The sequence below is a fragment of the Gammaproteobacteria bacterium genome, from assembly GCA_041395725.1.
In the GTDB taxonomy this organism is placed as follows: domain Bacteria; phylum Pseudomonadota; class Gammaproteobacteria; order Pseudomonadales; family Pseudohongiellaceae; genus NORP240.
The window spans coordinates 1,836,540-1,862,162 of sequence record JAWKZW010000001.1; the positions used below are offsets into that span (position 1 = coordinate 1,836,540).

Below are 25,623 nucleotides of genomic sequence, written 5' to 3' on the forward strand. Positions count from 1 at the left end.
TCTAAGAAATGTTATATAGAATAGTCAGTTAATGTTCCAAGGCATTCCATAAGGTATTGCAACATCCCACAGAAAATGTAACACTCTTTGTAACACTGGCCGTTTCAGCTCCCTATCGGTGTTACAATTATGGCAAGAACCACCCGCCCGCTGACTAATACCGAGGTTCAGCAGGCCAAACCGAAGAACAAAGAATATAACCTAGCAGATGGGCAGGGCTTACTCCTGAGGGTAAAGCCGAACGGCTCAAAAATCTGGATCTTCAACTACTCACGTCCCTACACCAAGCAGCGCGCCAATATCAGCCTTGGTACCTTCCCTGATCTCTCCCTGGCAAGGGCAAGAGAGCGCCGGCAGGAATTCAGGGAACTGCTCGCCCAGGACATCGACCCCAAGAACCACAGAGACGACCAGCGCCGGCAGGCCAAGGACGCGCACGGGAATACCTTCGAGCGGGTTTTCGAGAAATGGCTGGCTCGAAAGAAAAGCCAGGTTTCGGCAGGCTACGCGAGGGATGTTGAAAACGCTGTCAGGAGGCATGTCCTGCCCCGGCTTGGCAGGGTTCCGGTCCACAAGATCACAGCCAAAGGCGCTATTGAGGTCTTAGAGCCACTCGCCGCCAGGGGAGCCCTGGAGACTGTCCGTAGATTGTGCCAGCGATTGAATGAAATCATGGTTTTTGCCGCGAATACCGGCATTGTTGAATTTAATCAGCTATCAGGAATCCAGAAGGCGTTCGACATGCCCAGGCGGGTGAATATGCCGACTCTGGAGCCCTCCCAGCTCCCGGAGCTGATGGCTACCCTCAATTCAGCCAGCATCAAGCGTACAACTCGCTGCCTCATTGAATGGCAGCTTCATACCATGGTCCGGCCAAAGGAAGCAGCCGGGGCCCGCTGGGATGAGATCGACTTCCGGAATGAGATTTGGAAGATCCCGGCAGATCGGATGAAGAAGAAACGCCCGCATGTTGTGCCTTTGACACCCCAGGCACTGGCCTTGCTCGAAGTCATGAAGCCAATCAGTGCTCACCGGGAGTTCATATTTCCATCAGATCGAGATCCCAGAGACCATATCAACGTCCAGACTGCCAATATGGCACTGAAGCGAATGGGGTACGGCAAAAAGTTGGTGGCTCACGGCTTGAGGGCCCTGGCCAGTACGACCCTGAATGAGCAGGGCTTCGATCCAGATGTGATCGAATCGGCGCTGGCACACACTGACAAGAACGAGGTTCGGGCAGCTTACAACCGGGCAGAGTACCTGGACCGAAGGCGGGCAATGATGCGCTGGTGGTCTGAGTATATAGAAAACGCCAGCCAGGGTAGTTTCAGTCTTTCTAGTTTCAAGCACCTACGGCTTACCACGTAGATAAGATGGAAGATTGGAAGAACATATGAAGAAGCCACCAGAAAGGGGCCGCTATAAAATTAAGTCCCTGGTAACCAGAGAGCACGAGGAGGAGATACGCAAACACATATTCCCCGATGTGGACAAGCGGGTGCTCGCTAGTCTATTCGAGGTGATAAACCAAGTTTTGAAGGAAAAGACTTACTACTATTCCGCCGACCCTATAACAGGAGCGGAACTCCGGGATGAGTTGCAGACTATGACCGAGAGTTTGACTGAAATAAGGGAAAAACTTAGCAGACTAAATAGGCGGGGGGGATCAATCAGGCAGATTGATGACCACTATTATCTTGCGAACGGCAATGATTCGACTCTCTGGAATCTTAGGAACTCTATAGGGCTAAATACGGAAGATATTGAAGATGACGAGGCGAATTTCAATCATACTAACTCAGGCGCTGAAGAAATATTGATTAGAATGCAAGCTGGTATCTCAGGGTATAGAAATAGTCTGAGTATCAAAGGAGAAGGCGGCGCACCCAAGGCTCTTCGGCACCTCGACCTCATAAAGTCTTTGGAGAGATTCTTCAAATCGAACTTCCCCAATATCAAACCGAGCGCCTCCAAATCCAGCAAGTTCTTTAAACTAATCGAATACATTTTCCAGTACTTGCTAGAAGAATCAACAATAGATCCAACAAGGCACATCAAGAATGCGCTAGAAATAAAAGATTTGAGCAGATAGATTTCAAAACCCCCTCCAGCTACCTGAGGTTTTGTGTCTAGCCGACACAGAACCGTAACCATTAATCTCTTTGTGGTATTCCAGACATCCCACAGGAGATCATAGAAATGAGTCAAGTCACCCCGCCTCGGATTGAAAAGAACCCAGAAGTAAGGGCAAGAATTGGCATTTCCCGTTCCACCCTATATCGAAAAATCCAAGAAGGCACTTTCCCGGCTCCAATTAGTCTTGGGGGCAGAGCTACTGGTTGGTTGGATCATGAAGTAACCGCCTGGATTAACGCTATGGCGGCGGGAAAGTCCGATGAAGACATAAGAAAACTTGTCAAATCACTGGTAGCAATCCGCCACGAAGGGGTGTAGGAGGGGAGCATGAAAAAAAGAACCAGCGCCCCGGCACAGGGCGCCAGTAAGTTTGATGAATTTTCCGATTTTAGCACAAGCGGCGACGTGATACGCGACTTTGCGGAAGCAATCGCAAGGGATATAGGCGCCATAATCGACCCCATACCCGATGGTGAGATAAAGCGTTTCGACTGTCCCGAAGGCAGGCCAGGAAACCAAGCCTGTTGGTATGTACTGCACCTGGACGGCTGCCCGGCTGGTGCCTATGGGAGCTGGCGCACCGGGATCAGGTACACATGGCGAGCCGATGGACGGCTTAAGCTTGATCGGCAGAAGAACGCAAAGATTACCGCTTGTATCGAGGCCGCCAAATACCAGCTGGAACTCAAGGAGGCCAACCCGTGAGCTTGTACGATTACAGAGAGGCGGGTTTTAAGGTTTTCGGGTTATACGGGGTAGACAATAAAGGCGTTTGTGGGTGCGGGAATCAATCCTGTAAAGCCCTATACAAGCACCCGATTATGTCGAATTGGCAGATCGTCCCGTACTGGTCAGACGAGCAGATGGAAACGTTCGAGCTTACCGGGCAGTTTAAAACCGGGTTCGGGGTGTTGTGTTCGGGTTATCTTGTGGTAGACGTTGACGCCCGCAATGGTGGCGTGGAATCCTTCGCCAAGTTGTGCGAGGTGGTGCCATTGGATGCGCGTTTTGTCGTAAATACAGGCAGCGGAAATGGTTCACAACACCATTATTTTAAACTGACCGAGCCATTATCGTTAGTGCAAAACCTGCCAGACTATCCCGGCATTGACTTTAAAACGTCCGGGTATGTGGTGGGCGCGGGTTCCATGCACGCCAGCGGAATGTTGTACGAGGTGGAGCGGGGCTTTCCGCAGGACGTAGGCCCGCCCCCGGATGCGCTGCTGGAGCTGCTGAAAAAGCCGGACGCCTACCGGGTGAAGTCAGACGCCGGGGACGTTGACGTTACCGAGGCGGATATTCAGGAGTTGCTGGGCTATATCAAAAACAGCGCGGCGGTAGACTATGAGCAATGGATAAAGATCGGCATGGCGATCCACCATTGCTTAAACGGTGGCGGGTTCGATCTGTGGCTTGATTGGTCAGCCACCGGGCCAAAGCATGACCCTGGCATGATGGACAAAAAGTGGCATTCCTTCGGTAAGTCGGCCAACCCGGCAGGGTATGGGACGTTGATCTACCACGCCCGCGAGGGTGGCTACTGCGAGCCGGTCACGTTCGAGTACACCACGCCAGAATCAGACGGCGCCCCGGTGGTGGACCTCAAGCGCCCGCCCGGGTTTGTCGGTGAGCTTACCCAGTGGATTAACGATCAATGTATGTACCCACGGGAGAACCTGGCAGTTGCGGCGGCCTTATGTGCCGTCTCTGGGCTTGCTGGGATGCGTTTCCACGATGAGGCGGACCAGATGTCCGCCAACCTGATTGCGTTCTGTGTGGCCGGCTCAGGGACCGGCAAGGAAGCGGTTATTCAGGCGTATCTCCAGATTATGGAGGCGGCGGATATTAGCGCGGCTGTTCACGGTGGATTCAAGAGCGAGCAGGAGTTAATGCGCAACCTTGTCCGGCACCAGGCGGCGCTCTACTGCGTGGACGAGTTGGGTACGGTGCTGCAAAAGCTGGAAAACGCCACCAAGCGCGGAGGGGCGTCGTACCTTGAGGGGTTGGTCGGTTTAATCATGTCGATTTATTCCAAGGCCAACGCTTACCTACCGATCACTGGCGACCTCAAGGAAGAGGTGCGCGACGGCCTGATCTGCGAACTCTCCAAGGCCGAAAGGCAGATTGACGAAAAAGGCGAAACCCCACCATTAAAAGCCAAGGCCGACCAGGCGCGTGCGGCGCTTGCCAGCATCGACAAGGGGCTGGTGAGGCCCTACCTAACTATTTTAGGTTACACCACCCCGGTAACATTTAACGACTTGATTGGCTACCAGCAGGCCACGAACGGCTTTGTAGCCAGGGCGATGATATTCGAGGACAGCGAAACAAACCCGAAGGATAAGAGGGGATTCACGGAGCGGCCGATGGGTGAGGATCTGGCGAGCGCCATCAGGAACCTGCACGCACCAGGGCGGGCTGATATGGATAGTGCCCCTCGGATCGAGTTCGTGGGTGACAAGACCGGGATTCCTACCGAACCGGAAGCGGCCGACCTTTTGAGGCAAATCAAGGACCATTTCTGGGAAGAGGGTGAAAAGCAAAAAGAACACACCGGCCTGGAGCCTATCCCCCGGCGCGGGTATGAGTTGGCCGCCAAGGTTTCTCTGCTGCTGGCGATGCCTGGAGGCGTGCGCACGGTTGAGCATGTGCAGTGGGCTTTTGAGCTGGCTAAGGCAGACGTGGAGCGCAAAATAAAGCTGGTTTACGGCAACATCCACAAGGACGAGGCGAACGGGATCGCGGCTCGTGTGCTGTCTGTAGTTAATAAGGAACACGGCGAAACCTTGGGTGTGCTCAAGAACAAAGCAGGGCTGCGCAATATCTCCGAAAAACAGCTCAAAGAGGTTATCGATAAAATGGTTGCCCAGGGGATGATCCGGCTGGTCGAGGTAATACATAAAGGCAACAAGAAAAAATACATCAAGGTATTTGCAAAATAGTGGAAACGCTGTATATTGACCTAAGTGTATGTAATAAAAGGAGTTTTAAATCAGGGTAGTGGCTCGATAGTAACGCTTTAACTACCCAGAATCGGCCCTAAGTTTTTGAAATCCCGCCATATTTATTGCTCGATAGCAGAATAGCTAAATAGTTCAGAGATAGATTTATTTCTGGGCTGTTTTTATTGTGTCTATACTACTCAGCTATTTACCTATTTAGGTATATATATATCTAATAAATCTATAAAATACAATCACTTAAAAAAATAGCAGGATAGATAAAAATTCCTATTTAGAAATACCCTGCTCCTCCCTCATTTGTGTGTTGACAGATCAAAGGGGGAGCAATTCTCCTGCCAGCCTTTGCGGTTGGCTGCTTTCAAGAACCTGATAGGTTGGGAAGAACGGGAAGCTGGATCAGAGAATATAACGCAGAAGGGCTGCATGACTCCTTGAATGAGCTCACTCCCTGAGAGCCCCTAGTCAAACATGAAACGCTGGAAAGCTCTAAGTTAGAGTGCAACTAAATCGGTGATTCCTGCACAATCAAAGGTGATTCAATGAATGGTGGCAGTGGTTGAGTGACCGTTCACTATTGATCCTCCTTAGCCATCCTAAACTACTGCGTTAATTACGGTTGCAAGAAATCGAACAACGGAGCCAGGTATTGAATTGGTGAAGGCAGCTTTTCAGCTGTCAGGAATTACCCAGCACAGGGTATTGGCAATCAGGGTTTGTTTTGTATGCCAACTGCTCCAGAAGTACCGCAATCACTTTAAAGTGATTTTGGGGAGTTATCACTGAGAACGCCTCGACGACATCTTCCAGTGTATGTTTTGAAAATCTGATCGGATTTTCTATGGTTAGCGTTTCCCCGTTTGTCCTGTGGATGGTGGCTTTGTGAAGCATCTTGCAGACGAACAAAAAGCCTATGAGCGCGTTTTGATGGTTATGAATACGCCGGAGACTCTCGCCAATCGAACCTTCAGGAAACCCATTCACAATAGGCCTTTCTGCAACGAAGTAGCATAGGAAGTTTGCTGCTTTCTTAAACGGGCTCGCCTCCTCCGCTCCGTCACAATGAGGGAAATCGGCTCTCATGCCAACAATCACGCCATCGAGCGCCCTTTCGTCAATCTCCAAGTCTTTAACACCAATCCCCAAAGCAAAATCATTTATGAAGGCTAGGACGTTGATGGAATCGTAGATTTCTGGCTCGTTATACAGCGCTTTGGACATTTTTTCTTCCCCAAACAAAAAGCTCGGCACATTTCTGCCCCGAGCCCCTAATTATAACTGTGCGAAATTTTTATTACAGCTTCAGGATTGCTTTAAATTCTTCAGCCGCTTCTGTGCCAAGGTCCGCAGCTTCCTGGAAATCCTTTATTTCTCGCAAATCTCCCTTGGCATTGCCTCGTTGGACGGCTGTAGAAGGCTTCGAAGCAGAGACATTGTGCTTCGTTTCTTCTAGCACGCTTCCTGCATTTCTCAAATTTCCGAATATTAGTCGGTCATCAAGTTCTTGAACCTTAAACTCTTGCTCTGTTGCCATGGGATAATGTCCTATCTGCAGTATTACCGATATAATTATGCATGCACACTACGTGCCAATATCTAATTTTTTTATTATCAGTCGCGCGCAGTGTACATTTCCGGCCCTCCGAATACAAGCGAGTCATAAGCATTATCGGCTCCAGCCCACAAAAATTGCTCTCCCACTCTTGGTTTCTGGCGTTTTGTGGCTAAATTCTTCCGCCCGATATTATACGATCTGCCGGCACACTACGGATGTTCAATTGAATTTCGTTTTATGGTGTCGGCGCTAACGCTTGGTCCACCTTCATGTTTAACAGTTTCGACAGGGGCCAAGATGGCCTGCTTGGCAACCCCACTAAAATCTTGGGCATCTCAGTTGCTGGAAAAACTTACTGAGAAGCTGGTTCCTATTAAGGGAAAAGGTCAAAGTGTTATCTCGAGTCAGCGCCCCCTAAATCGAATCAACCCCTGCCAACAGGATCAGTTATGAAAGAGGATAATAAAAGCGATCCAATCGACTTCGATAACCACGTCATAATCACTGATATTCATATGCCATTTATGTCGATGGTGACATTCATGGTTAAGTGGGTTTTGGCTGCTATTCCAGCGCTCATTATACTCGGCGTTATGGGAACTTTAGGGGCAGTATTTTTGTCCGGGTTAGTTGAAGTATAAACTTCACTGGTTAGGTAACGAGTGTTCCAGTATAGCCAACACCAACCCGGATCTGAGGGGCTCCCACACTGCGTTTTTCGGGCTACCTGTCACCCGTACCTGGATACCCCAGGGAGGACCCGCTACTTGATTCAGGGGAGAAGGTCGCGTAAATAAATCTAAGCTGTATTAGTTCGGATCTGAGTTGGCAGTTCGTGTCAGACTGCAAAAGCGGACGTATCAATTTCCCTCTTTTAGTTCCGCTTCCGGCTTCAATAGCGTGCGTCCTTTTTTATTTTTTTGTTAGGCACCAGAAAAAATACACTTAACCTGCAGCACCCTTGGCGAATGCTGCCCTCGGATCAATTTTTGTATCAAAGCGCATGTTCACGAGAGACATGTAGTAGTTTGCTGTACTCCATAGAAAGCTGATGTCGTCATCTCCGTTTGGCAAAGTTCCTACAACTCCAGACCCATGAACTACTTTGTGTCGAAGCTCGCCAAGTTGTTCTAATCGGTCTTTGTCGAATCTGAAATTTACTATGGGGTTGAAATCTGCTTCAGGCTTACATATTTGAAACAACCTATCAGATTTTACTAATAAAGGTTGCCTGTCTAGTTCGTCCAACAGTGCCTCGATTTTTTCAGCAATTAGAGTGTCATTGTCCTTTTGAGTCATATCTGATATTTTGATGTTTTTATTTGCAACAAAAGGCAACCAAGATTCCTTGGAGTGAGCGTATGTCACCCTGAGGTAATCAAGAACTGCTCCATCTACAATTGAATGGGCAAATACTAACGAAGCTGCATCAATCGCCGCCGTGAAAGTTCTAATTTCGTTCTCTACTAGTTGCTGCCCTAGATTATCCACTCCGCCCAGCACTTTTAGCCCAGCATCTTTGTCATGGAAAAACTTGTCACTCTCCGGGCCGTGGAATAAATCTACAGCGAATCCCATCCATTCCTCATAGAGGGCGGGAGTTACTGCGAGTATGCCAAGTCCAGCAATTTTTCTGAGAGATAAAATTCCTGTGAACCGAGTCGTCACACTACCAAATGTATTTGAGAACAGTTCTTCAGCAGTCGCCATTGCGTGTACCTAACATCTATGGACGCCCACGGATTATCAAGTAATACAATCTTAACGAAGTTGGTATTGCAGTCATCTATCCGGATTCTCTAGTTGGGTCAACGCCCGATCCCTGATGAGTTTCGCTGAATTGGAGCTAATCATTTGTTCGTGCTCTAGGCACGATGTTAGGTACAGCTTTTCCAATCCACGGTTCTACCTGTTTCGTCTTCGATCCTATTACCTGCGCAACCCACGATACGTCTGTTCTATTGCTTATTAAATATAGGCCTCTTGATACCTGCTTCCCTTGCTAAGTAAAGCCCACGCCATCCTCGCCAACTTGTTTGCTAATGCTACTATCACAACGTTTTTGTGAGCCCTGCTAGATAACTCAGTTAGCCACGGTGTTATCTTACGCTTTGGGTTCATATGCTTTATCACGGCTCTCGCCCCGTGTATCAGCATTCTTCGTAAATAGGAATTTCCTCTCTTGCTAATTCCCTGTAAGTTCTGTTTGCCTCCGCTAGAGTACTGTCGAGGCACTAACCCTAGCCACGCAGCAAACTGGCGCCCCGATTTAAAAGTTCTTCCATTACCTACAGTTGCCAGGGTTCTACCCCGTTTCTACGGACGGTTCTAAAACGATCGTAAACTCCTGATCACGCTTGGCGACTCTTCGTCGCATTCGCGGATTGTGGAATCGCTCAATGTAATCAAAAATATCCGCTTTTGCTATGTTCATTGTTCGATAGCGCTTGCGGTTTGTCCTGTCTCTTTTGAGCACCCCGAAGAAACCTTCGCAGGCTGCGTTGTCTCCGCAATGACCTACAGCACTCATTGAGCAGATCAGGGTGTTCTGCTTCAGGAAGCGCTGATAGTCACCGCTGCGAAACTGACCACCACGATCTGAATGCAGAATCACGGACCAGTCTCCCTGACGTTGCCAAACTGCCATCTCCACGGCTCGGATCACCATCTGTCGATCCTCCCGATGATGCATTGACCAGCCGACAACCAGATTGCTGAAAAGATCAAGGACAACGCACAGATACAACTTACCTTCGCCAGTCTTTATCTCCGTAATATCGGTTACCCACTTGCTTTCGGGTTCAAGTGCGGTGAAATCTCGTTCCAGCAAGTTCCGAACGCCAGGAGGCGGCAGGCCGGGTCGGCCGCGTTGACCCTGTTTCTTCTTTCGTGGCCAGCCCTGCAGACCCTCTGTAGCCATCAGGCGAGCAACACGGTTCTTGCTGGCGGATTCTCCTTCATGTACCAGGTCCTCATGCATGCGTGGGGCACCGATACAGCCCTGGCTGTCATCATGAATCTCACGTATACGTCCCAGCAATCGATCATTGTCGAGTTGTCTGGCACTCGGTAGTCGAGTCTCCCAACTATAATACCCGCTGGGTGAAACCTTAAGGCACCTGCACATCATGCGTACTGGAAACTCATTGCAACAACGTTGAATCGCCTGGTACCTCAGGACGATTCCTTGGCAAAGAACGTTGCCGCTTCGCGCAAAAAATCTCGTTCCTTCTTAACGCGGGCCAACTCTCGTTTTAGCTGGGCCATCTCCTCATCTCTGGGCTTGCCGGTACCACCAAAGGCTTGATGGCCACGAGCGTCAGCTTCGCGTTTCCAGCGGGACAGCTGATTAGAGTTGAGGCCCAGTTCACGTGCTACCTGAGCACAACTGACACCTGGCTGACGGGCCTGCTCAACGGCACCTTGCTTAAACTCGGGACTGTACTTTCTTCTCTTCGACATAAACACTCCTTTCGCCTATTCTGAGGCTTCTTTGAAGTGTCCGTAAAATCGGGGTAGAACCCCCACCAGCGCTGACGCCGTTAACCGACCAATGCCAGGCACTTCCTCTAAACGAATACAATCTTCATTCTCTGAGCTTATCTGGTTTATCTCTTTGTCCAGCTCTGCAATATGCGCCTCCAAATATGAAAGCCTTGTTCTCATTCGATATACATGGCGTGTCAATAACTGTGGTAATCGCGCTTCTACTTCGCCATAACTTTCGTTAAACCAGTGTTTCATCCGCTGTGGGCCAACTGGTATTGAAACTCCAAACTCCCCTAATGTAGCCCGTATCCGGTTAATCAGAGAGGTTCTTTCTTTTACTGCGCCTTCTCGGTCTCGATGAACCAACAACAGCGCTTGTTGTTCCTCGGTCTTTATCCCAACAAATCGCATATTTGGCCTAATGACTGCTTCGCATATGGCCTCAGCATCTGCCACGTCATTCTTATTTGTTTTTACGTAGGGCTTTACGTATTGGGGCGGCATCAATCGTACTTCGTGCCCTAGCTTTTCAAGCTCGCGTGCCCAATAGTGAGCACTGCTACAAGCTTCTAATCCTATAATGCACCCAGGCATATTTGAGAAAAATCCCAAGACCTTGTTCCGAGATAACTTCTTTCGGAAGATGCATTGTTCATTCCGATCTGCACCGTGTACTTGAAACACATTCTTAGCTAAATCGATTCCGATTACTGCTACTGTTTTCATCTTTTACCCTCCGGTTAGTTTGAGTCGGTTAAGACTACTAGACTAAGACCAGTGGGCGTCCATCTCATTATTTGTATGTGCAGTCAATGCGGTATTTAGCTCCGCTTGAGCCTAAGTTATACCCGCCAACTCCTTCATCACAACGATAATTTAGATTAACCGTTGCTGAGTCAGTTTGAATAACGCGGGTCACGAGTATCCAAAATATTGAGACCCTCTTTATATTTAATAGAGGGTTTCTCTGTATTTACTGGAGGATAATATGTACCTCCCTGATATGTATCGTCTTTTGCCCAAGTATTCGATGGAAAGCGAGCCAAATCACCAATATCAAGTAGCAATGCGTAAATTTAATCTTCCGCTTGGGGTTGCGGACGCAGAGACCATCTTAGCCAAATGTCGCAGGATAGGCGAAAGCCGACATTGACATGGCTTCGTTGGAAGACTGCCTCCGGCCGGGAGCCGTCATTATTTCTGGTTACCAGTTCCTGTCTGCTCCTGATGAAAGCGGGCATCGGCTGCCAGGCCAAGTTCAGGTATTTACAGCTCAATTAATCCTTCCGGAATGTTTTCCTGATCAACCACGCTCACAAGCCTTGCAATCGCACCTCTCAGCAACTCCTCAACTAATTCATTGTGTTCATAGGCGGCGACCGCGCCGTTTAATAGCGTTTTGTATGCTTCTGGATCGGCCGCCCAGGTTTCTCTCAGCTCATCGCTGCTCTTGATCAGACCCGCTGCCATGGCTAGCGTCCTAGATTGCTCTATCGTCTGGTGGCGCTCTTCACCTTCTAGTAATTCATCTTCTGTCATGGCTGCTTGGAATTCGGGTTTAATCATAATGGCAATCTCCCTTTGTTGTTTGCTAGCATGATCTTGGGGTCTGGTAGGATCAAGTTTCTATTTGGTTTACAGCCTCATATGGTGCCAATTAGGGCTCATCTCAGAGCCTATAAGGTGGAGGGGTAGGCCTGAGTTGTCAGAATGCTTAAAGAGCTCTAGCAAGGCTGAAATGGCTCGATTCCAGGCTAGGTATCACCGATTCCTTAGCCAAGCCGAAAAGTGTTCATAAGTAATCGGAATCAGTGTTCACGATGGGCCGGAACACGCACGATGCCGATAAGGGATTGGAAACAGGCCATGAGCCAGTTTATGATTCTGTTTGGCGACAGAGCATCGCTATGACTAACCGTCATTTACACAGAAGAATTTACAGTCTCCATGCCTCAACTAATAGGTTTAACTATGATTCCTTCATTAATATATAAGCGGCTAATAGAAATTGAAGCATCAGAAGACGCTATCTCAGGCTGGGTAGACCTGTTCAAAAACTAGCCTTTCTCGAATTGTTGAGATGCATTTATAGTTAACCAGAGATTTGCAGAATTAACTGCCCCTGCTAAGAATAGATAATTCGCGGTCTGCAAGCATGGTCTATGGGTCAAAATTCAATGCAAATACGCGCGATTAATGGATCACAATTAGTTGCAAATCAACACTCCTTAGGGGCTGATTATAAGGAAATCCCACATTCAGGGTGGCTCGATTTATGGGGGTACGGTCACCTGTGCTAAAGCATTCTCGGAAACATATCTTTCTCTAATTCTCGATTCAAACTCTTCTACCTTCCTTTGCACAACGTTAAATTGTTGCTCACACATCGATTCAATCAAATTTTCCGCGCCTGTTTCATCTTTTACATTTTCTGCCTCTTGATACATTACTTGCGCTGCTCCTACTGTATCGAAAGCCGCATCTCGTATAATTTCCGGATAGAATGGAGCATGCATATAAAGTACATCATGCGTTTCAAGATGTTGCTCATAACACTTTCTTATTTGATCATTTGGTACTACCCCAGAACGTGCATCACGGAGAAGAAATTGGACCTCAGTAACTAGCTTGAGCACCGAGTTCCAAGAAGCTACTGCGGATGCAAATTCTTTTTCAAAAATAGATTTGTTTGTGTGGAGAGAAAGCTCAATTCGGTGACTAAGTTTCTTCAGATCAGATTCGGCCCGTTCACGATCACGTTCTTGAACTCGATTCACCCAAATTTTGCCAAGCAGTGCAAATACGGCAGCAAGAGCTGATGTGACTATAGTTGATGTCAGAATGGTATCAAACATCATGTAGTAATTAATTTGTTAACAAGTTTTTAATAAAAAGCAATATAAACAAGCTCTTAGTGAGTTCGTATTTTGAATTGCGATGCACTTTCATGTTAAACGGAGCCATAGGGTGAAGTAGACCAAACTTAACCGTGCAGGCAGCGACTTGATCACCCTGGAAAGCCGACATTCGCTGCAAATGAAACACATCGCTGAGTAGTGGTCCAGATCGGCCAGGAGCTGACAACACAGCAATCTAACCAGTTAAGTGTGCTTTTATACCAGACCCGCCGTAGCTTGTCAGCTGGACTTTAAGGGTAGAACTTAACAGTAGGGAAACTGACTGCTTCAGCATTTGACATCGATATTCATGACCTCGACTACGAGGAAAGCGAAATGAAACCATGCCCAGAGTGCAAATCGGAGAATATTTCTAAATACAAAAAAGCAATTCCATCATATGGTGTTGGTGGACCAATGATGCTCCCAGAAGGAGGCATCTTGGATGCTCCTGGAACCATTATCCCAGTAGTCTGCATGGATTGCGGCTTTATTAGATATTTCGCATCTAATGAATCACTAGTTAGACTTAAGAAGAAAAAATCGTGGGTTGCCATTTGAGGCAGTGCAATTTAGTGGAATCGGCACATAAACAATTAAATGTCTGCCTTGAAGCCGGCAGCGGTCATTCCCGCGTGTAGGGGCTAAGTCGCTTAATAAACCCATAAGCATGTTCTACAATAAGTTATATGCTCGGCCTGAATCGCTACATAGTTGACGACTCCGAGCCTAATCCAGAATGGGCTTCTGAGTACGAAGTTATCGCCACTCAGATTCGAAGAGCAACCAACGGAATCGAGCTGGAGCTTGAACACATTGGAAGCACGTCAGTTCCCAATTTGGTGGCAAAGCCAGTTATTGATGTCGGAATTTTACTTCCCGATGAATTACAGTTTAATGAGTTGGTTGCTGCGTTGTCCTCTATCAATTTGATTTACAGAGGTGATAAAGGGGCTGTAGGCGGGAGAATGTTCGTTCGGGAATCCGCGACAGAATTTCGCACACACCACATTCACGTTTACTTCAAAGGCGCTCCTGAATGGGACAGATACCTTATCTTTAGAGACAACTTGCGTGCGAATGCGACACTGCGTGAGGAGTATAGTGCTTTGAAACGCAAATTAGCGGTACAGTATCGTGACGACCGAATTGCATACACAGATGCGAAATCCGAGTTCGTCAATCGAATCCTAAATGTCCGCTAGGAAGCCGGGAGCCGACGTAGAAACTAAGGAATTGAGGGGCGGCTTTTAAACCCTTTGCGGCCGCTCGATTAGAGCTGAACTTATGGCAAAAAGACTTTCCGGCGGGCTGGTGCACGACATGCCTGATGACTTGCTCGACGCGCTCATCGAGACGAAAGAGACCACGAGTCTCTGGGAAAGCCTGACACCGATCGGGCGCAATGAGTTTATTTGTTGGGTTGAAGACGCAAAGCAAGACAAAACACGGGCACGGCGAATTCGGCGTACAGTCGAAGAACTTGCTGAAGGCCAAAAGCGTCCATGCTGCTGGGCAGGCTGCATTCACCGCACCGACAAGAAGCCTAGCAAATGGCAGCAAGCTGTCCTAATTGAAAAGAAACCTAGGCCGAAGTAGCCTGCATCGTCGAATAGCTGTGCCGCGTTCTCGCATTGCGATTTATCTTCAGCGACAGGCCACTTCGACGCCGAAAGCAGAAACACTAAAAGCGGTATTCTGGGGCCTAGATAGAATAACGACATGGAAACGGGGTAAAAACCACGGCGAATTAGAGAGTTAGGATAACAAGGGTTTTCAGTAGCCCAATATTGTATTTATCTTGGAGTATCACATGTATCAAGGAAGTTGAATCGCCCCGGGAAAATCGGAGGGTCGTTAGTTTGAGTCATGCCGCCATCGCAGACTCTTCAATTTTGTCATAATACTGCTTTTCATATTCAGCCGGTGGAATATTTCCTATCGGTTCCAGCAGCCGCCTGTTGTTAAACCACTCCACCCATTCCAGGGTAGCGTATTCAACATCGTCAATTGTCTTCCAGGGCCCACGCTTTGGATTGCGAATGACCTCGGTCTTGTAGAGGCCGTTGATCGTTTCGGCCAGAGCGTTATCATAGGAATCGCCCACAGAGCCTACGGAAGATTCGATGCCGGCTTCGGCCAAGCGGTCGCTGTAACGGATCGACAGGTACTGGCTGCCCCGGTCGCTGTGGTGGATCAGGTTGTCGATCTCCTTCCTGGCCCAGATCGCTTGTTCCAGGGCATCCAGTACCAGTTCTGTTTTAAGTGATCGGCTTACCTTCCAGCCGACGATAGCGCGTGCATAGACATCTACCACGAACGCCACATAGACAAACCCTGACCAGGTGGCTACGAACGTAATGTCCGCTACCCAAAGCTGGTTAGGCCGCTCAGCAACGAACTGACGGTTTACCAGGTCAGAGGGCCGGTCCTGGCTGTCATCGCTGATAGTCGTCCAGCACTTGGCACCACCTCGACTTACACCCTGGATGCCAAGCTGTTTCATCAGCCGATCTACCGTGCAGCGAGCAATGACAAAACCCTCGCGCTTCATTTGCCGCCAGACCTTTCTGACACCATACACTTGCTGGTTCTCGTCCCACACACGCTGGATCTCAGGCTTAAGGTGACGGTCACGTATTGATCGGTTGGATTCTTTGTCTGGATCAGATTCCCGGTCTTTATGCTCATAGTAAGTTGAGACAGCTATCGGCAACTGCTTACACATTGGCTCGATTCCGTACTGTTCTTTGTGAGCATCGACAAAGGCAATCATTTCTTTGGTCGGCGGTCGAGCTCCGCCTGGGCGAAAAAAGCTGATGCCTTGCGCAAAATCTCGTTGGCTTGCTTAAGCTCTCGGTTTTCCCGTTCCAACTCCTTAAGCCGATCTCGATCTGCGCTAGTTAAGCCGTCTCGCTTGCCTTGATCGATCTCTGCCTGCTTGACCCACTTACGTAACGTCTCAGGCGTACAACCAACCTTTGCGGCTATTGAATTAATCGCTGCCCATTGCGAGCTGTGTTGATCCTGCTGTTCAAACAGCATCCTGACAGCGCGCTCTCGATACTCTGGTGAATATCTTGTTCCTTTCTTCATAAGGGTCTATCCTCTCAAGAATTAGACCCTCCGGTAAACCCGGGGCGATTCAAGTTGCCTCTGCGGATCAATAAAATATGAAATAGAAAGTGATCTCAAAGCTGTCGTGAACTGTCACTGTAGATTCTGTAGTAAGGCACACGGCGCGGCTTTCACAACTCTTCTATTTATACCGCTTGCTAATCTTACAATTACCGAAGGTAAGGAATTCCTAAGTAGCTACCATGTCGAACACCTGAACGCAGATAGGTGTTTTTGCTCCGAGTGTGGCACGCGGTTATACAATTCTCTGCCGTCTTTGGGAAGGGCCAGCATAGTTATTGCTACTTTAACTACCGATGAAGAATTACGTCCATTAGCACATGTTAATACAGAATCAAAATGTACTTGGTTTCAAATAAATGATGAGTTACCACAGTTTCTATCATCGCCAAGTCCTGTTGAGTTTACGGAATTATTGTCAAATTAGTGAAGTGGATTCTGAGCAAATTTGTAGTAGCCTTGGATGACTGCTTTTAGGCCGGAAGCTGACCTTTGGCAGACTCAATGCTACTTCCGCTTTTAGCGGACCTGAGACAAAACGCCAAGTCGGATCACATCATTCCTCACGGCTGCTTTCAGGGGAAGATCCGACACTACCTGTTTGGTCAAGCCTGAGCTACTACAAATAAAAATTGCCCCCCGGGCACTTCATCCCACCCTGTCGTCCCATCCCCTGCTGACGCCGATGCAGCTCCTTAGGAGTGCCAACTTCTCTTACCCTGCTCACTCCCCTCTTCCTTGAGGAGTGTCCGTAGACAAGCCTCAGACGCAGTCTGGGGCGCAGGCTATGGCGCACTCCCTATAAAAAACAAATACCCTCACACTTACTTTACTTACTGGCTTCGGAATTAAGCCACTCAAACCAGTAAATAAAATCTCCAAGTCAAGAGCCAGCAGCTTTTCTAATTATTATTAATAGTCTTGCACTGAAGTGGTCACTGCCCGTGGACCAGCACACATCGTCGCTGCGCTACGCACACCTCCTCTGTGCTGCTCGCCGACCGGCGAACCTGTAAGCTTCCCACAAGAGGCCAGAGAGCCACCCTCCGCACACGTAGTCCATATGCTGGGAGTTCTTATTGCTACTAGCTTAATCTTATCTTCCTGGTTTGAGGGAGTGTCTTATCTGCCTGGTCTTGAAACGGCTAACGGGCCACCAGCCTCCTTCCATGAAGCCTGGTTAGCTGCTGTCATGATTCCAGTACAGAGCTGCACAGTGGCGACGCCTGAGTTCGTTGCGAGCTTGATGTAGAAATCCTGGTTTAGCCCGATAGATTGCTCATCTGCAACTGATTGAATTAGGTATTAAAGCGGTATATGTTATCCCCAAAAAAACCAAAAACAGGGAAGAAATTCGGCCTTTGCGCTTTTCATTAACAAACTTACCCCAGGGTATCTGCCTGAATAGCAGAGTTATTTCTTTTTCTGGTGTGTTTTCGAAAAGCGTCAATAGGAAATAAATCCTGTCAACAGATGTTATAACTATGGAGAGTGAAATGGAAAGATACATCGTTACAAGGAATGAAATCGATGAGCACGAAGGCATAAAGAAGACGCATTTTCTAAACAATAATGCTCAGAGAACAAATAAATCATTAGGAGATTTAACTGGCCTGTCTGGTTTTGGCTTTCATATTATTGAAGTAAGCCCCGGCCACTATTCCACAGAGTTTCATATGCACTACCACGAGGATGAGTGTGTCTATATTCTTGAGGGGGAGGCAGAGGCAACAATCGGCGATGAAAAATACAAAGTATTCCCAGGAGACTTCATTGGTTATCGTGCCGGTGGTAAGCCCCACGAACTTTACAACAATGGTAGCATTCCTCTCAAGTGTATTGTTGTAGGCCAGCGTTTAGCTCATGATGTCGGGGACTATCCAAATTTAGGAAAACGCATCTATAGGCAAAAAGATATGCCGTGGAACTTAGTAGATATTGAAAATATACATGAACCAGTCGCAGGTAAAAAGTCATAGCAAGGCAATCAAAGACGCCTTCGGCTGGACGCGCTAACGCGCGCCCTTTATTGCGGCGTTATGCGTCTTTGGAGCACATCTAATGCGTAGAGACTTTGATCTAATCCGACAGATTTTGTTTGTAGCCGAGGGCGCGAAACCAGAACAGCGTATTAGCCTGAAGGACTTTGAGGAGCGTCATGCAGATAGTCTCGAAGAAGTATCAGAGCACGTTCAACTTCTTGATCGCGCTGGGTATCTAAACGCTACTGTGTCCAAAGAGTTGTCACCTAATGGTCCCCGGCAGTTTTTCATTAACCGGCTAGAGTGGGCTGGCCACGATTATTTGGATGCTGTGAGGGATTCCGGTATTTGGGCCAGAACCAAGGAAAGGCTCGGTGTTGTAGGTGGTAGTGCCAGTCTTGAAATCGTAAAAGCTGTGGCGGTTAAAGTCGTCTCCGAGGCATTGGGTTTGTAGCTATGGCAGGGCAACGCATAAAAAGTCAAGGCTTCGGACGTCAAAACCGCAGCCCGAAATTTGCTTTTACTAGCGATAGAAGTATTTGATGATACCCTGCTAGGGTATACGCATCACTCTATGAGTCTAGTTAGAACTAAAGACAATCTATTTACTAGCATTGTTTGCGCAGAACCAACATATTAAAAAGCAGACGGGGGCTGACACCCTGCCCATTATTCAATGGAGTCATTTATCTTTGGCTTCGAGGAACAGCAGAATATGAGCACCAATATAGAAGGTTTTCGAGCCGCACTAAAAGAAACTTTAAAGGTCGCTGAAAACCTTGGAGTTGTCGCTGTCGATGTAAAGTCGGGGAACCTCCATCGGAGGATTGGCGGTTATCCTGATAAAGATCATCGAATGCCAATTTGCTGTGATGCCATGCGCTAGGAAATGAAGGCTGGTGACGAGATCGTAAACCAGCCAGAAAAAGGTAAAGGTGCGAGTTTAGTAATACGCTACCAGCTGCCCAGGTGAAATTGGGCCATACAAATAAATCAAATATAAAACAGTTTGCTACACTCACAGCTTGTGAATTGCCTACAGCCATTTTTACAAGCTTGCGCTCCGCAAACTGCGCCTATTATTACGGGCTATGTGTCTCGGGTGAGTAACGTGGATACGGATAGAAAAAGAGAACTTGCTGAAAAAGTAGTCGATCTCACGGTAATGAGTCGCGTGAGGTCATTTGCGAACTTAAATGGAGTTCCCGACGCTGATATGACCGAGAAATTGAGGTCAAGAATGCGCCAGGAACAAACTGAGCTGTATATCAAACACTTCGAACCTGAACAGTTACTAGCACTACTCGACTTTTACAACACAGAAATTGGCCAATCTATATTAGAGAGCCAGAAAAAAGTTTCTGATGAGTTAGCAGCTGGAACACGGATAGTTTCTGGCGAGGTTAAGTGATGACGACACATAACACATCAACAAGGAAGCAGTGGGCTACCACTGCCATTACGGGCGTTAACTAGAAGACTTTATGACAATTACTCTAGCGGCAATACTCTCGCTTATTACAGCACTCATAGGAGCAGTCTTCGGTCATGTGCTGTCTGAGAAAAAGAGCCGCAATGACGAACTGGCTAAAATGCGCTTGGATTCTTATACTGATTTTCTGAAATCCATCTCTCTATTAGTCTCCGCTAGAAGATCAGGCCGAACGCAAGATGAGATCACTGAGCTTGCATTGCTCAACGATGCAAAGGCCAGGATCTGTGTATGTTCTGATGCACCTGTTGTGGTGGCTCTAGAGAGCTTTTGGCTTCAAGGCGGCACACTTGAAAAAGAACAAGAAATTATCGCTTTCACAAAACTGGTGAGGGCTATGCGTAAAAGTATGGGAAGAGATAGTCTTTCTCTCGAAGTTCAGTTATCAGAAGTACTGTTTAAGCTTGAGCCTTCGACTTACTCATACCGAAGAGAAGACAATGAAGACTAAGAACGCTCCAGCAATCCAAAAAGACTACGACAGGGTAGAACGTGAAGCCGCAACCGCTATTGGCTATATTCTTTTTGAATTTACTCAGCTGGATATGGAGCTCGGATTGTACCTCTGCTGGTCAGATCATAGTGTTGGCGTGGAGGAACTGACGAAGAAAGTTAACGACATGAACTTCAACCTCCGAATCAACCTCTTAAAAGTTAAGGTGCAGGAAAAGTTTTCTGGGGCACTAAACATCGTTAAGAAGTATGACGAATGGATTAACGATGCTCACGGCATACGGGAACTGAGAAATGAGCTTTTCCATGGCCGCTGGGGATTTGACTTGCAACGGCAAAGCGCAGCGAACGTCGTGGGCTTACCTACTTCTCCATTACAAAAGAGCCGGTTATTCACCATCGCTGAACTATTAGACCACAAGGATTCAATCAGGCAGTTACGCTCAAGACTGGCCGATCTAAGAAAATCGAATCCGGTGTAAAGCGATTTAATATCTATGTCGGGAAAAAATCGTCACTATAAGCAAGCCTTCGCTAAAGTAATGGACTTGCAGCCCCTGGGGGCGTCAACTGAGGCCCGACAGAGGGCAAATTCCAGCCCCTCCGGTGCGTTTTGGCCTTTCAGGTGACCCCATAGTACCATCTCGCCGTATCGCTCCTAAAAAAGGCCCAGAATAGTGTGTATGGCCCATATGACTATGCTGGCCACTTGGCTTGACTCCGCAGCGAATGTCAGGTGTGATTGATAGCTGATGAAGGCCGAGCTGCAATAACATTGTCAGCTCCAGGCGTCTACTTTACGTGGACCATCAGACAGTTAGTTAAATTCAATCAAATTTTATAAAGGAACTAACGTATGGCAGGAAAATTTGAGCTTTATAAAGATAAAGCAGGTGAATTCAGGTTTAGACTCAAAGCTGGAAACGGTGAAACTGTCGGATCCTCTGAGGGCTATAAAGCCAAAGCAGGTGCCAGCAATGGAATTGAGTCCGTCAAGAAGAACTCTCAGGATGATAAGCGGTTCGAGGTCTATGAGGGCAAGAATGAAAAGTTCTACTTCAGACTGAAAGCTGGGAATGGTGAGATTATCCTTACTTCTCAATCGTACTCGTCAGAGAGTGCAGCAAAAGACGGAACTCAGGCCGTAAAGCGAGCTGCAGACGGCGCTAGCACCGTTGAGGTTGAATAATTCTAATGGGCGTGGGAGGTAAATATATTGCCTCCCTTCTCCGTCACCTTTGGCCTAAAGCCAATCAGAAAACACCCGCCCCCACATTTCTGCTGACGAATAATGAGCCGGCCACTGCGCATCAGTGCCACGGCAAGGATCACCCACAGTACCGTCATGGCTTCGAGACGAAGGCGGCGAAGGAGTATCGCCGACAGAAGATGGCTGAGCTCAGGGCTATGGAACGGGACCTGAAAGCACGTGGGTTGATGAGGTAATGCAAGACGCAGTTAAGCGATTCACGGTCAAGCTGGGGATGTTACGTGGGCCAAGGACACCGGGCAGAAAGCCGACTTGATTGAACACGATGGCAGCTTTACTTAATAAACCCGGCATACGCCGTTGTATTCGCACAAGGACAGGAGTCAACTCCAAGGCGACCTAAGAGACTCGGAGGGTTAGCCGCTCTTTTCCGCACGGCTACTGTGGATTTCGCCCATTTTCAGTGGGATACTGACTAACAATAATAAGCCCCCCTCCACTACTGATGTTTGCTATGCGAGATATCGTGGACATTGAAACTCTTTCCAACCTCGATTTGCTTCAGTTGCATTCTTCTATAATCGAAGAGCTAAAACGACGAGGTGTGGTTCGCACAAAAAACAACCCTGTTGGAGACTACACAGAATGGCTGGTGGCCCGGGGTTTAGGTCTAGAGCTGGCGAATAATTCTGTTGCAGGGTTCGATGGAATAGATAGGGATGGGGTAAAAATCCAGATTAAGGGGCGGAGAATCACACCGGACAATAATTCGAGGCAACTTAGCGCGATTCGAAATCTTGAATCTCAAGACTTTGACCAACTAGCAGCAGTTATATTTGATGAGAATTACAATATTCTGGATGCCGTCATAATGCCACATGAGGTGATAGGAGATTATGCCTCATATAGAGCGCACACGAACGCTCACATATTGCATCTTCGGGGGGCTATTCTCAGCGATCCCCGAGTCAGAGATATTAGGGCTGTCCTAGACGGCTAATAAGCGAATCAATGTCGGCTACGAAGCCGTGAGCGGAAGTAGAATCAAAACAATCTTACTACCGCTTTTAAACTGCGGACGTTTGACAGTAGCGCGAAACTAGCACGGTTAAACCTATGAGCATAAAAATAACCATTGAAACCACAGTCAATGCTAGCTTGGACGATGTCTGGTCAGCATGGATTACTCCAGACGACATTAATCAATGGAACGCAGCTACAAACGATTGGCACAACCCAAGTAGTACAAATGATCTGCGAGTTGGTGGTCGTTTCTCTTATCGAATGGAAGCTAAAGATGGCAGCATGGGTTTCGATTTCGAGGGTACATATACGACGATAATCGAGAAGCAACTAATTGAATTTGATATGGATGATGAAAGGACAGTTTCTATCCGTTTTGTGTCTGAGGATGGCCAGGTTAGAGTCATCGAATCTTTCGACGCAGAAGATGAACATTCGGCGGAACAACAACGCCAGGGCTGGCAGAGTATTCTTAACAATTTTGCTAAATATGTTGAATTAAAATGACAACAATAATGAATGCTATCGTACCCAAAGTGAGTTTGTGAAAATCTCGATCGCAGACTGCCGAGAATCGTTTGGCTAAGTCATATATCGATCCATTAAGGGCACCAAGGAGCAAGGCTATGTCTAACAAACACGGCGATTTTATTTGGTATGAATTGATGACCAGCGACCCTGACGCTGCTCAGGAGTTTTATGGGCCGCTGCTCGGCTGGAACTTTAGCGATAGCGGACAGAAGGATCGTGACTATCGCATCGTTTCTATGAACGACAAAGGGATTGGCGGGTTGATGAAAATACCCGATGGCGCGCCGGGCCCATCTTGTTGGATGGGTTACATTCTTGTTGATGATGTTGATGTTTCGGCAAGGTCAATCAAGACCGCCGGCGGAACCATCCACATGCAGCCGCAAGATATACCTGGTGCCGGAAGGATCTCGTTTGTGACTGATCCTCAAGGTGTAATGTTTTACATCATGAAGCCCACCCCGCCTGCAGAAAATCCCGACTTAACAAGCACCGCCTTTGCGGCTATTGAGCCCATGATTGGCCATTGCGCCTGGAATGAACTCGCGACCAGCGACCAGGCAGGCGCGGTTGACTTTTACACCAATCAGTTCGGCTGGAAGCAGGAGGGCGATATAGATATGGGCCCGATGGGGACTTATCAATTCTTTCAACACGGCCCAGGCATGATCGGAGCTGTGATGACAAAGCCCGATGAAATGCCTGTATCCACATGGACGTACTATTTTCGAGTGCCAAACATAGACGAGGCGGTGACGACGACCAAGGCGAATGGTGGTCAGATAACTCTTGAGCCGACCGAAATCCCTGGCGGTGAGTTTCAAGTTAACGGCATAGACCCGCAGGGCGCGTCGTTCGCGCTGGTGGGACCACGCAAAAACGAAGGCTGACAAATAGACTAATGGGGTGTGGCTAAAAGGCGATATTCCAATAATTTTTATTCACACCCAGTCCGATCACGTTCAGTTTGGATTTTCGCAGGAGCTACCTTTACCGATCCAATAGAAATGCTCCGGGGGAAGGGAAAGTATGTGCGACATAACCGAGTAGAGAAAATCGAAGATATCGATCGCGTTGCATTTGCAACTATGATTCGCAAGGCAGTTAGAGCGCCATCTTAAAGGTAACCCTCGACCCTCTTTAACTGTAGTAGTGTCATTACCAAGGGAAACTGGCGGACTAATTACCAAGCGACTTTGTCGTAGCAGCGTAGCAAGCTGCCTTTTCAACAACAAGCTGCTTCCCATTTATCAACTGGTCATGGCAAGAGAATTTGATTTGTGAAGTCTTAACTTCCGCAATTAAGCCGGTTTCGGTAATAGAGGCAGCATAAGGCTACTTCCGCTATCATGAAAGCCGACGTTGAAGCGTGGCCCGGAGACCGGCAGCTACTGAACCCGAAGCGGAAGTGGTTTTTGTGCAGTGATTATGCCCGCATTCGCGATATTATCCTTCTAGTTCCGATATGTTCGTTACCGGAACTTTTTTAAATGGCTCTGTATAAATGTGTTACAAGGCCGAGGATTCTTACTATGAAAATTTGCGATTCCCCACGGATGGTGGGAGATGCTTGTAGCCCATGATCGAAAGGCTCGCCTATCTAACGATCCCTTGTGCCGTCTACGGCGTTCTTTTTGGAATATATTATTTCGGCTGGTCGCGGCCAACTCCGGGATTTGTAAGTGAGCCGTTCTGGGACAGAGGAAAGATTGCAGCAGGACTTATTCTAGCTTTTGTGCTAGCACTGTATGTGATTTTCGGTTCCGAAGATATGAATAGACGGGGTCTGACAATTGGCTTTCTTTCACTAGCATCGATTTGGTATGCCGACGTAATGATAGACCCAACGGTACAATCGTTTGAAATGGAAAATCCAGATACCGTGAGAATATCAGGGTGGGTAGCTCACAGTATTTGGGCAATTTTTTTCTTATACCAAGTACTTTTCGGCGGAATCGAATAGCATGCCGTTCTCGACTGATAAAAATATGTCGCAATGACTTTTGAAAAAGACGCAAAGTCCACGCCAACAAACTTGCGCGTCTGAACTACTGCAACTACATTTGTCATTGCAGCGACTGCTATGAAGCCGCAAGGAGCCGACCAGAGCAGCGACTGGAACGTCTGCTATCAACGTAAGTCGTTGAATTTACTTGCGCCTGCAAAGCGGACGTCCGGATTCGAACTAACCTAGTCGCCTTTTAGACCCGATGCAGACGTTAGATGCACCAACAAGTAGTCTCAAATTTGTCCAATACTTTGTCATGCAAATAATCTGTCTCCATCCATCTCTTAATTAATTAGTTGACAGGCTGGCTCCTGATGGCTATTGTAAGTATTAATTAATTAATAGTGGTTGCATGAAATGGCGCGTAAAGTTTCAAAAACCCTGACAGACGGCGAGTTACGCGTTATGGATGTCTTGTGGTCACTCAAAAGTGCGTCGGTAAAAGAAGTAACCAGCGTGCTCCAACAACAATCTCGGATTGCATACAGTACCGTACAGACAACGCTGCGAATCCTCGAACGAAAGGGTTATGTATCCCACACGATATCCGGCAGAACATTTATTTTTCAACCAATTGTAGAAAAAGATAAAGCAAGCAAGGAAGCACTTAAAAAAGTGCTGAATAGTTTTTTTAATGATTCGCCACATTCGCTTGTGGCCAATCTTCTGGAAGATGAAGAGTTAGACGAAGCAGAAATACGTAGGCTGAAAGAATTGATAGAAAGATCGTGAACAACTGAGATTTT

Annotated in this window: 29 protein-coding genes, 1 pseudogene and 1 other annotated feature; of the genes and pseudogenes, 21 read left to right on the forward strand and 9 right to left on the reverse strand. The window is 47.7% G+C overall.

What is annotated here, in order from left to right:
* The first annotated feature begins 129 nt into the window (after positions 1 to 129).
* The 5 genes from R3F50_08020 (at position 130) to R3F50_08040 (ending at position 5,081) form a co-directional block, all read left to right on the forward strand.
* A complete protein-coding gene (locus R3F50_08020; GenBank protein ID MEZ5490251.1) occupies positions 130 to 1,371 on the forward strand; it encodes an integrase domain-containing protein in 1,242 nt (413 codons plus the stop codon).
* A gap of 25 nt (positions 1,372 to 1,396) precedes the next feature.
* Positions 1,397 to 2,095 (forward strand): hypothetical protein, encoded by a 699-nt coding sequence (locus tag R3F50_08025; GenBank protein ID MEZ5490252.1) that lies wholly within the window; start codon positions 1,397 to 1,399, stop codon positions 2,093 to 2,095.
* A gap of 107 nt (positions 2,096 to 2,202) precedes the next feature.
* Positions 2,203 to 2,457 (forward strand): AlpA family phage regulatory protein, encoded by a 255-nt coding sequence (locus R3F50_08030; protein MEZ5490253.1) that lies wholly within the window; start codon positions 2,203 to 2,205, stop codon positions 2,455 to 2,457.
* A 9-nt stretch (positions 2,458 to 2,466) separates the two neighbouring features.
* Positions 2,467 to 2,844, forward strand: a complete 378-nt coding sequence (locus tag R3F50_08035; protein ID MEZ5490254.1) for a hypothetical protein — start codon at positions 2,467 to 2,469, stop codon at positions 2,842 to 2,844.
* Positions 2,841 to 5,081, forward strand: coding sequence for a PriCT-2 domain-containing protein (locus R3F50_08040; protein MEZ5490255.1), 2,241 nt, complete (start codon positions 2,841 to 2,843; stop codon positions 5,079 to 5,081). Before R3F50_08035 ends, R3F50_08040 begins: the two co-directional genes overlap by 4 nt.
* A gap of 696 nt (positions 5,082 to 5,777) precedes the next feature.
* Here the strand turns inward: R3F50_08040 and R3F50_08045 are convergent.
* Complete coding sequence (locus tag R3F50_08045) at positions 5,778 to 6,320, reverse strand: hypothetical protein (protein MEZ5490256.1); 543 nt, start codon at positions 6,318 to 6,320, stop codon at positions 5,778 to 5,780.
* Positions 6,321 to 6,393: 73 nt separating this feature from the next.
* Positions 6,394 to 6,633, reverse strand: a complete 240-nt coding sequence (locus tag R3F50_08050) for a hypothetical protein (protein ID MEZ5490257.1) — start codon at positions 6,631 to 6,633, stop codon at positions 6,394 to 6,396.
* A gap of 470 nt (positions 6,634 to 7,103) precedes the next feature.
* Between R3F50_08050 and R3F50_08055 the strand changes: the two genes are divergently transcribed.
* Entirely contained in the window at positions 7,104 to 7,295 is a 192-nt protein-coding gene (locus tag R3F50_08055) for a hypothetical protein (protein MEZ5490258.1), read from the forward strand.
* Positions 7,296 to 7,599: 304 nt separating this feature from the next.
* On the opposite strand, the gene R3F50_08060 is transcribed toward R3F50_08055, so the two are convergent.
* The 6 genes and pseudogenes from R3F50_08060 to R3F50_08085 form a co-directional block, all read right to left on the reverse strand.
* Positions 7,600 to 8,364, reverse strand: coding sequence for a hypothetical protein (locus tag R3F50_08060; GenBank protein MEZ5490259.1), 765 nt, complete (start codon positions 8,362 to 8,364; stop codon positions 7,600 to 7,602).
* 258 nt (positions 8,365 to 8,622) lie between these two features.
* Positions 8,623 to 8,955, reverse strand: a pseudogene (locus R3F50_08065) (transposase).
* Positions 8,956 to 8,959: 4 nt separating this feature from the next.
* Positions 8,960 to 10,116, reverse strand: a protein-coding gene (locus R3F50_08070; protein ID MEZ5490260.1) for an IS3 family transposase whose coding sequence is annotated in 2 segments (ribosomal slippage) — positions 8,960 to 9,876 and positions 9,876 to 10,116 — 1,158 coding nt in all. Because the reading frame shifts where the segments join, the coding sequence is not laid out codon by codon here.
* Positions 10,117 to 10,131: 15 nt separating this feature from the next.
* Positions 10,132 to 10,869, reverse strand: coding sequence for an IS110 family transposase (locus R3F50_08075; protein MEZ5490261.1), 738 nt, complete (start codon positions 10,867 to 10,869; stop codon positions 10,132 to 10,134).
* A 540-nt stretch (positions 10,870 to 11,409) separates the two neighbouring features.
* Complete coding sequence (locus R3F50_08080; GenBank protein MEZ5490262.1) at positions 11,410 to 11,709, reverse strand: hypothetical protein; 300 nt, start codon at positions 11,707 to 11,709, stop codon at positions 11,410 to 11,412.
* Positions 11,710 to 12,416: 707 nt separating this feature from the next.
* On the reverse strand, positions 12,417 to 13,001 hold the full coding sequence (locus R3F50_08085) for a hypothetical protein (protein ID MEZ5490263.1): 585 nt from the start codon (positions 12,999 to 13,001) through the stop codon (positions 12,417 to 12,419).
* 375 nt (positions 13,002 to 13,376) lie between these two features.
* On the opposite strand from R3F50_08085, the gene R3F50_08090 reads away from it, so the two are divergent.
* From R3F50_08090 to R3F50_08100, 3 genes are all read left to right on the forward strand, one after another.
* Positions 13,377 to 13,601 carry a hypothetical protein gene (locus R3F50_08090; protein MEZ5490264.1) on the forward strand — a complete coding sequence of 75 codons (225 nt, stop codon included), beginning with the start codon at positions 13,377 to 13,379 and terminating at the stop codon, positions 13,599 to 13,601.
* A gap of 128 nt (positions 13,602 to 13,729) precedes the next feature.
* Positions 13,730 to 14,245 (forward strand): GrpB family protein, encoded by a 516-nt coding sequence (locus tag R3F50_08095; GenBank protein MEZ5490265.1) that lies wholly within the window; start codon positions 13,730 to 13,732, stop codon positions 14,243 to 14,245.
* Between the two features lie 82 nt (positions 14,246 to 14,327).
* Positions 14,328 to 14,639, forward strand: a complete 312-nt coding sequence (locus tag R3F50_08100) for a YdeI/OmpD-associated family protein (GenBank protein MEZ5490266.1) — start codon at positions 14,328 to 14,330, stop codon at positions 14,637 to 14,639.
* Positions 14,640 to 14,907: 268 nt separating this feature from the next.
* Here R3F50_08100 and R3F50_08105 read toward each other — a convergent pair.
* A protein-coding gene (locus R3F50_08105) for an IS3 family transposase (GenBank protein ID MEZ5490267.1) occupies positions 14,908 to 16,136 on the reverse strand; the annotation gives its coding sequence in 2 pieces (ribosomal slippage) (positions 14,908 to 15,848 and positions 15,848 to 16,136; 1,230 coding nt in all).
* Positions 15,744 to 15,858 (reverse strand) — a sequence feature (AL1L pseudoknot). It overlaps the preceding gene by 115 nt.
* 1,538 nt (positions 16,137 to 17,674) lie before the next feature.
* On the opposite strand from R3F50_08105, the gene R3F50_08110 reads away from it, so the two are divergent.
* The 12 genes from R3F50_08110 (at position 17,675) to R3F50_08165 (ending at position 25,609) form a co-directional block, all read left to right on the forward strand.
* Positions 17,675 to 18,157 carry a cupin domain-containing protein gene (locus R3F50_08110; protein ID MEZ5490268.1) on the forward strand — a complete coding sequence of 161 codons (483 nt, stop codon included), beginning with the start codon at positions 17,675 to 17,677 and terminating at the stop codon, positions 18,155 to 18,157.
* An 82-nt stretch (positions 18,158 to 18,239) separates the two neighbouring features.
* Positions 18,240 to 18,614, forward strand: a complete 375-nt coding sequence (locus R3F50_08115; protein MEZ5490269.1) for a DUF2513 domain-containing protein — start codon at positions 18,240 to 18,242, stop codon at positions 18,612 to 18,614.
* A gap of 261 nt (positions 18,615 to 18,875) precedes the next feature.
* Positions 18,876 to 19,046, forward strand: a complete 171-nt coding sequence (locus R3F50_08120; GenBank protein ID MEZ5490270.1) for a hypothetical protein — start codon at positions 18,876 to 18,878, stop codon at positions 19,044 to 19,046.
* A gap of 225 nt (positions 19,047 to 19,271) precedes the next feature.
* Positions 19,272 to 19,571 carry a DUF2059 domain-containing protein gene (locus R3F50_08125; protein ID MEZ5490271.1) on the forward strand — a complete coding sequence of 100 codons (300 nt, stop codon included), beginning with the start codon at positions 19,272 to 19,274 and terminating at the stop codon, positions 19,569 to 19,571.
* 73 nt (positions 19,572 to 19,644) lie between these two features.
* Complete coding sequence (locus R3F50_08130) at positions 19,645 to 20,103, forward strand: hypothetical protein (protein ID MEZ5490272.1); 459 nt, start codon at positions 19,645 to 19,647, stop codon at positions 20,101 to 20,103.
* The gene (locus R3F50_08135) at positions 20,093 to 20,587 is read left to right on the forward strand and encodes a hypothetical protein (protein MEZ5490273.1); all 495 of its coding nucleotides are present in this window, start codon (positions 20,093 to 20,095) and stop codon (positions 20,585 to 20,587) included. Before R3F50_08130 ends, R3F50_08135 begins: the two co-directional genes overlap by 11 nt.
* A gap of 374 nt (positions 20,588 to 20,961) precedes the next feature.
* On the forward strand, positions 20,962 to 21,294 hold the full coding sequence (locus R3F50_08140; GenBank protein MEZ5490274.1) for a YegP family protein: 333 nt from the start codon (positions 20,962 to 20,964) through the stop codon (positions 21,292 to 21,294).
* Between the two features lie 535 nt (positions 21,295 to 21,829).
* Positions 21,830 to 22,315 (forward strand): hypothetical protein, encoded by a 486-nt coding sequence (locus R3F50_08145; protein MEZ5490275.1) that lies wholly within the window; start codon positions 21,830 to 21,832, stop codon positions 22,313 to 22,315.
* 116 nt (positions 22,316 to 22,431) lie between these two features.
* Complete coding sequence (locus tag R3F50_08150) at positions 22,432 to 22,845, forward strand: SRPBCC family protein (GenBank protein ID MEZ5490276.1); 414 nt, start codon at positions 22,432 to 22,434, stop codon at positions 22,843 to 22,845.
* Between the two features lie 119 nt (positions 22,846 to 22,964).
* Positions 22,965 to 23,759 carry a VOC family protein gene (locus tag R3F50_08155; protein ID MEZ5490277.1) on the forward strand — a complete coding sequence of 265 codons (795 nt, stop codon included), beginning with the start codon at positions 22,965 to 22,967 and terminating at the stop codon, positions 23,757 to 23,759.
* A gap of 689 nt (positions 23,760 to 24,448) precedes the next feature.
* Positions 24,449 to 24,832 carry a hypothetical protein gene (locus R3F50_08160; protein MEZ5490278.1) on the forward strand — a complete coding sequence of 128 codons (384 nt, stop codon included), beginning with the start codon at positions 24,449 to 24,451 and terminating at the stop codon, positions 24,830 to 24,832.
* A gap of 402 nt (positions 24,833 to 25,234) precedes the next feature.
* Positions 25,235 to 25,609 carry a BlaI/MecI/CopY family transcriptional regulator gene (locus R3F50_08165; protein MEZ5490279.1) on the forward strand — a complete coding sequence of 125 codons (375 nt, stop codon included), beginning with the start codon at positions 25,235 to 25,237 and terminating at the stop codon, positions 25,607 to 25,609.
* Positions 25,610 to 25,623 lie beyond the last annotated feature (14 nt).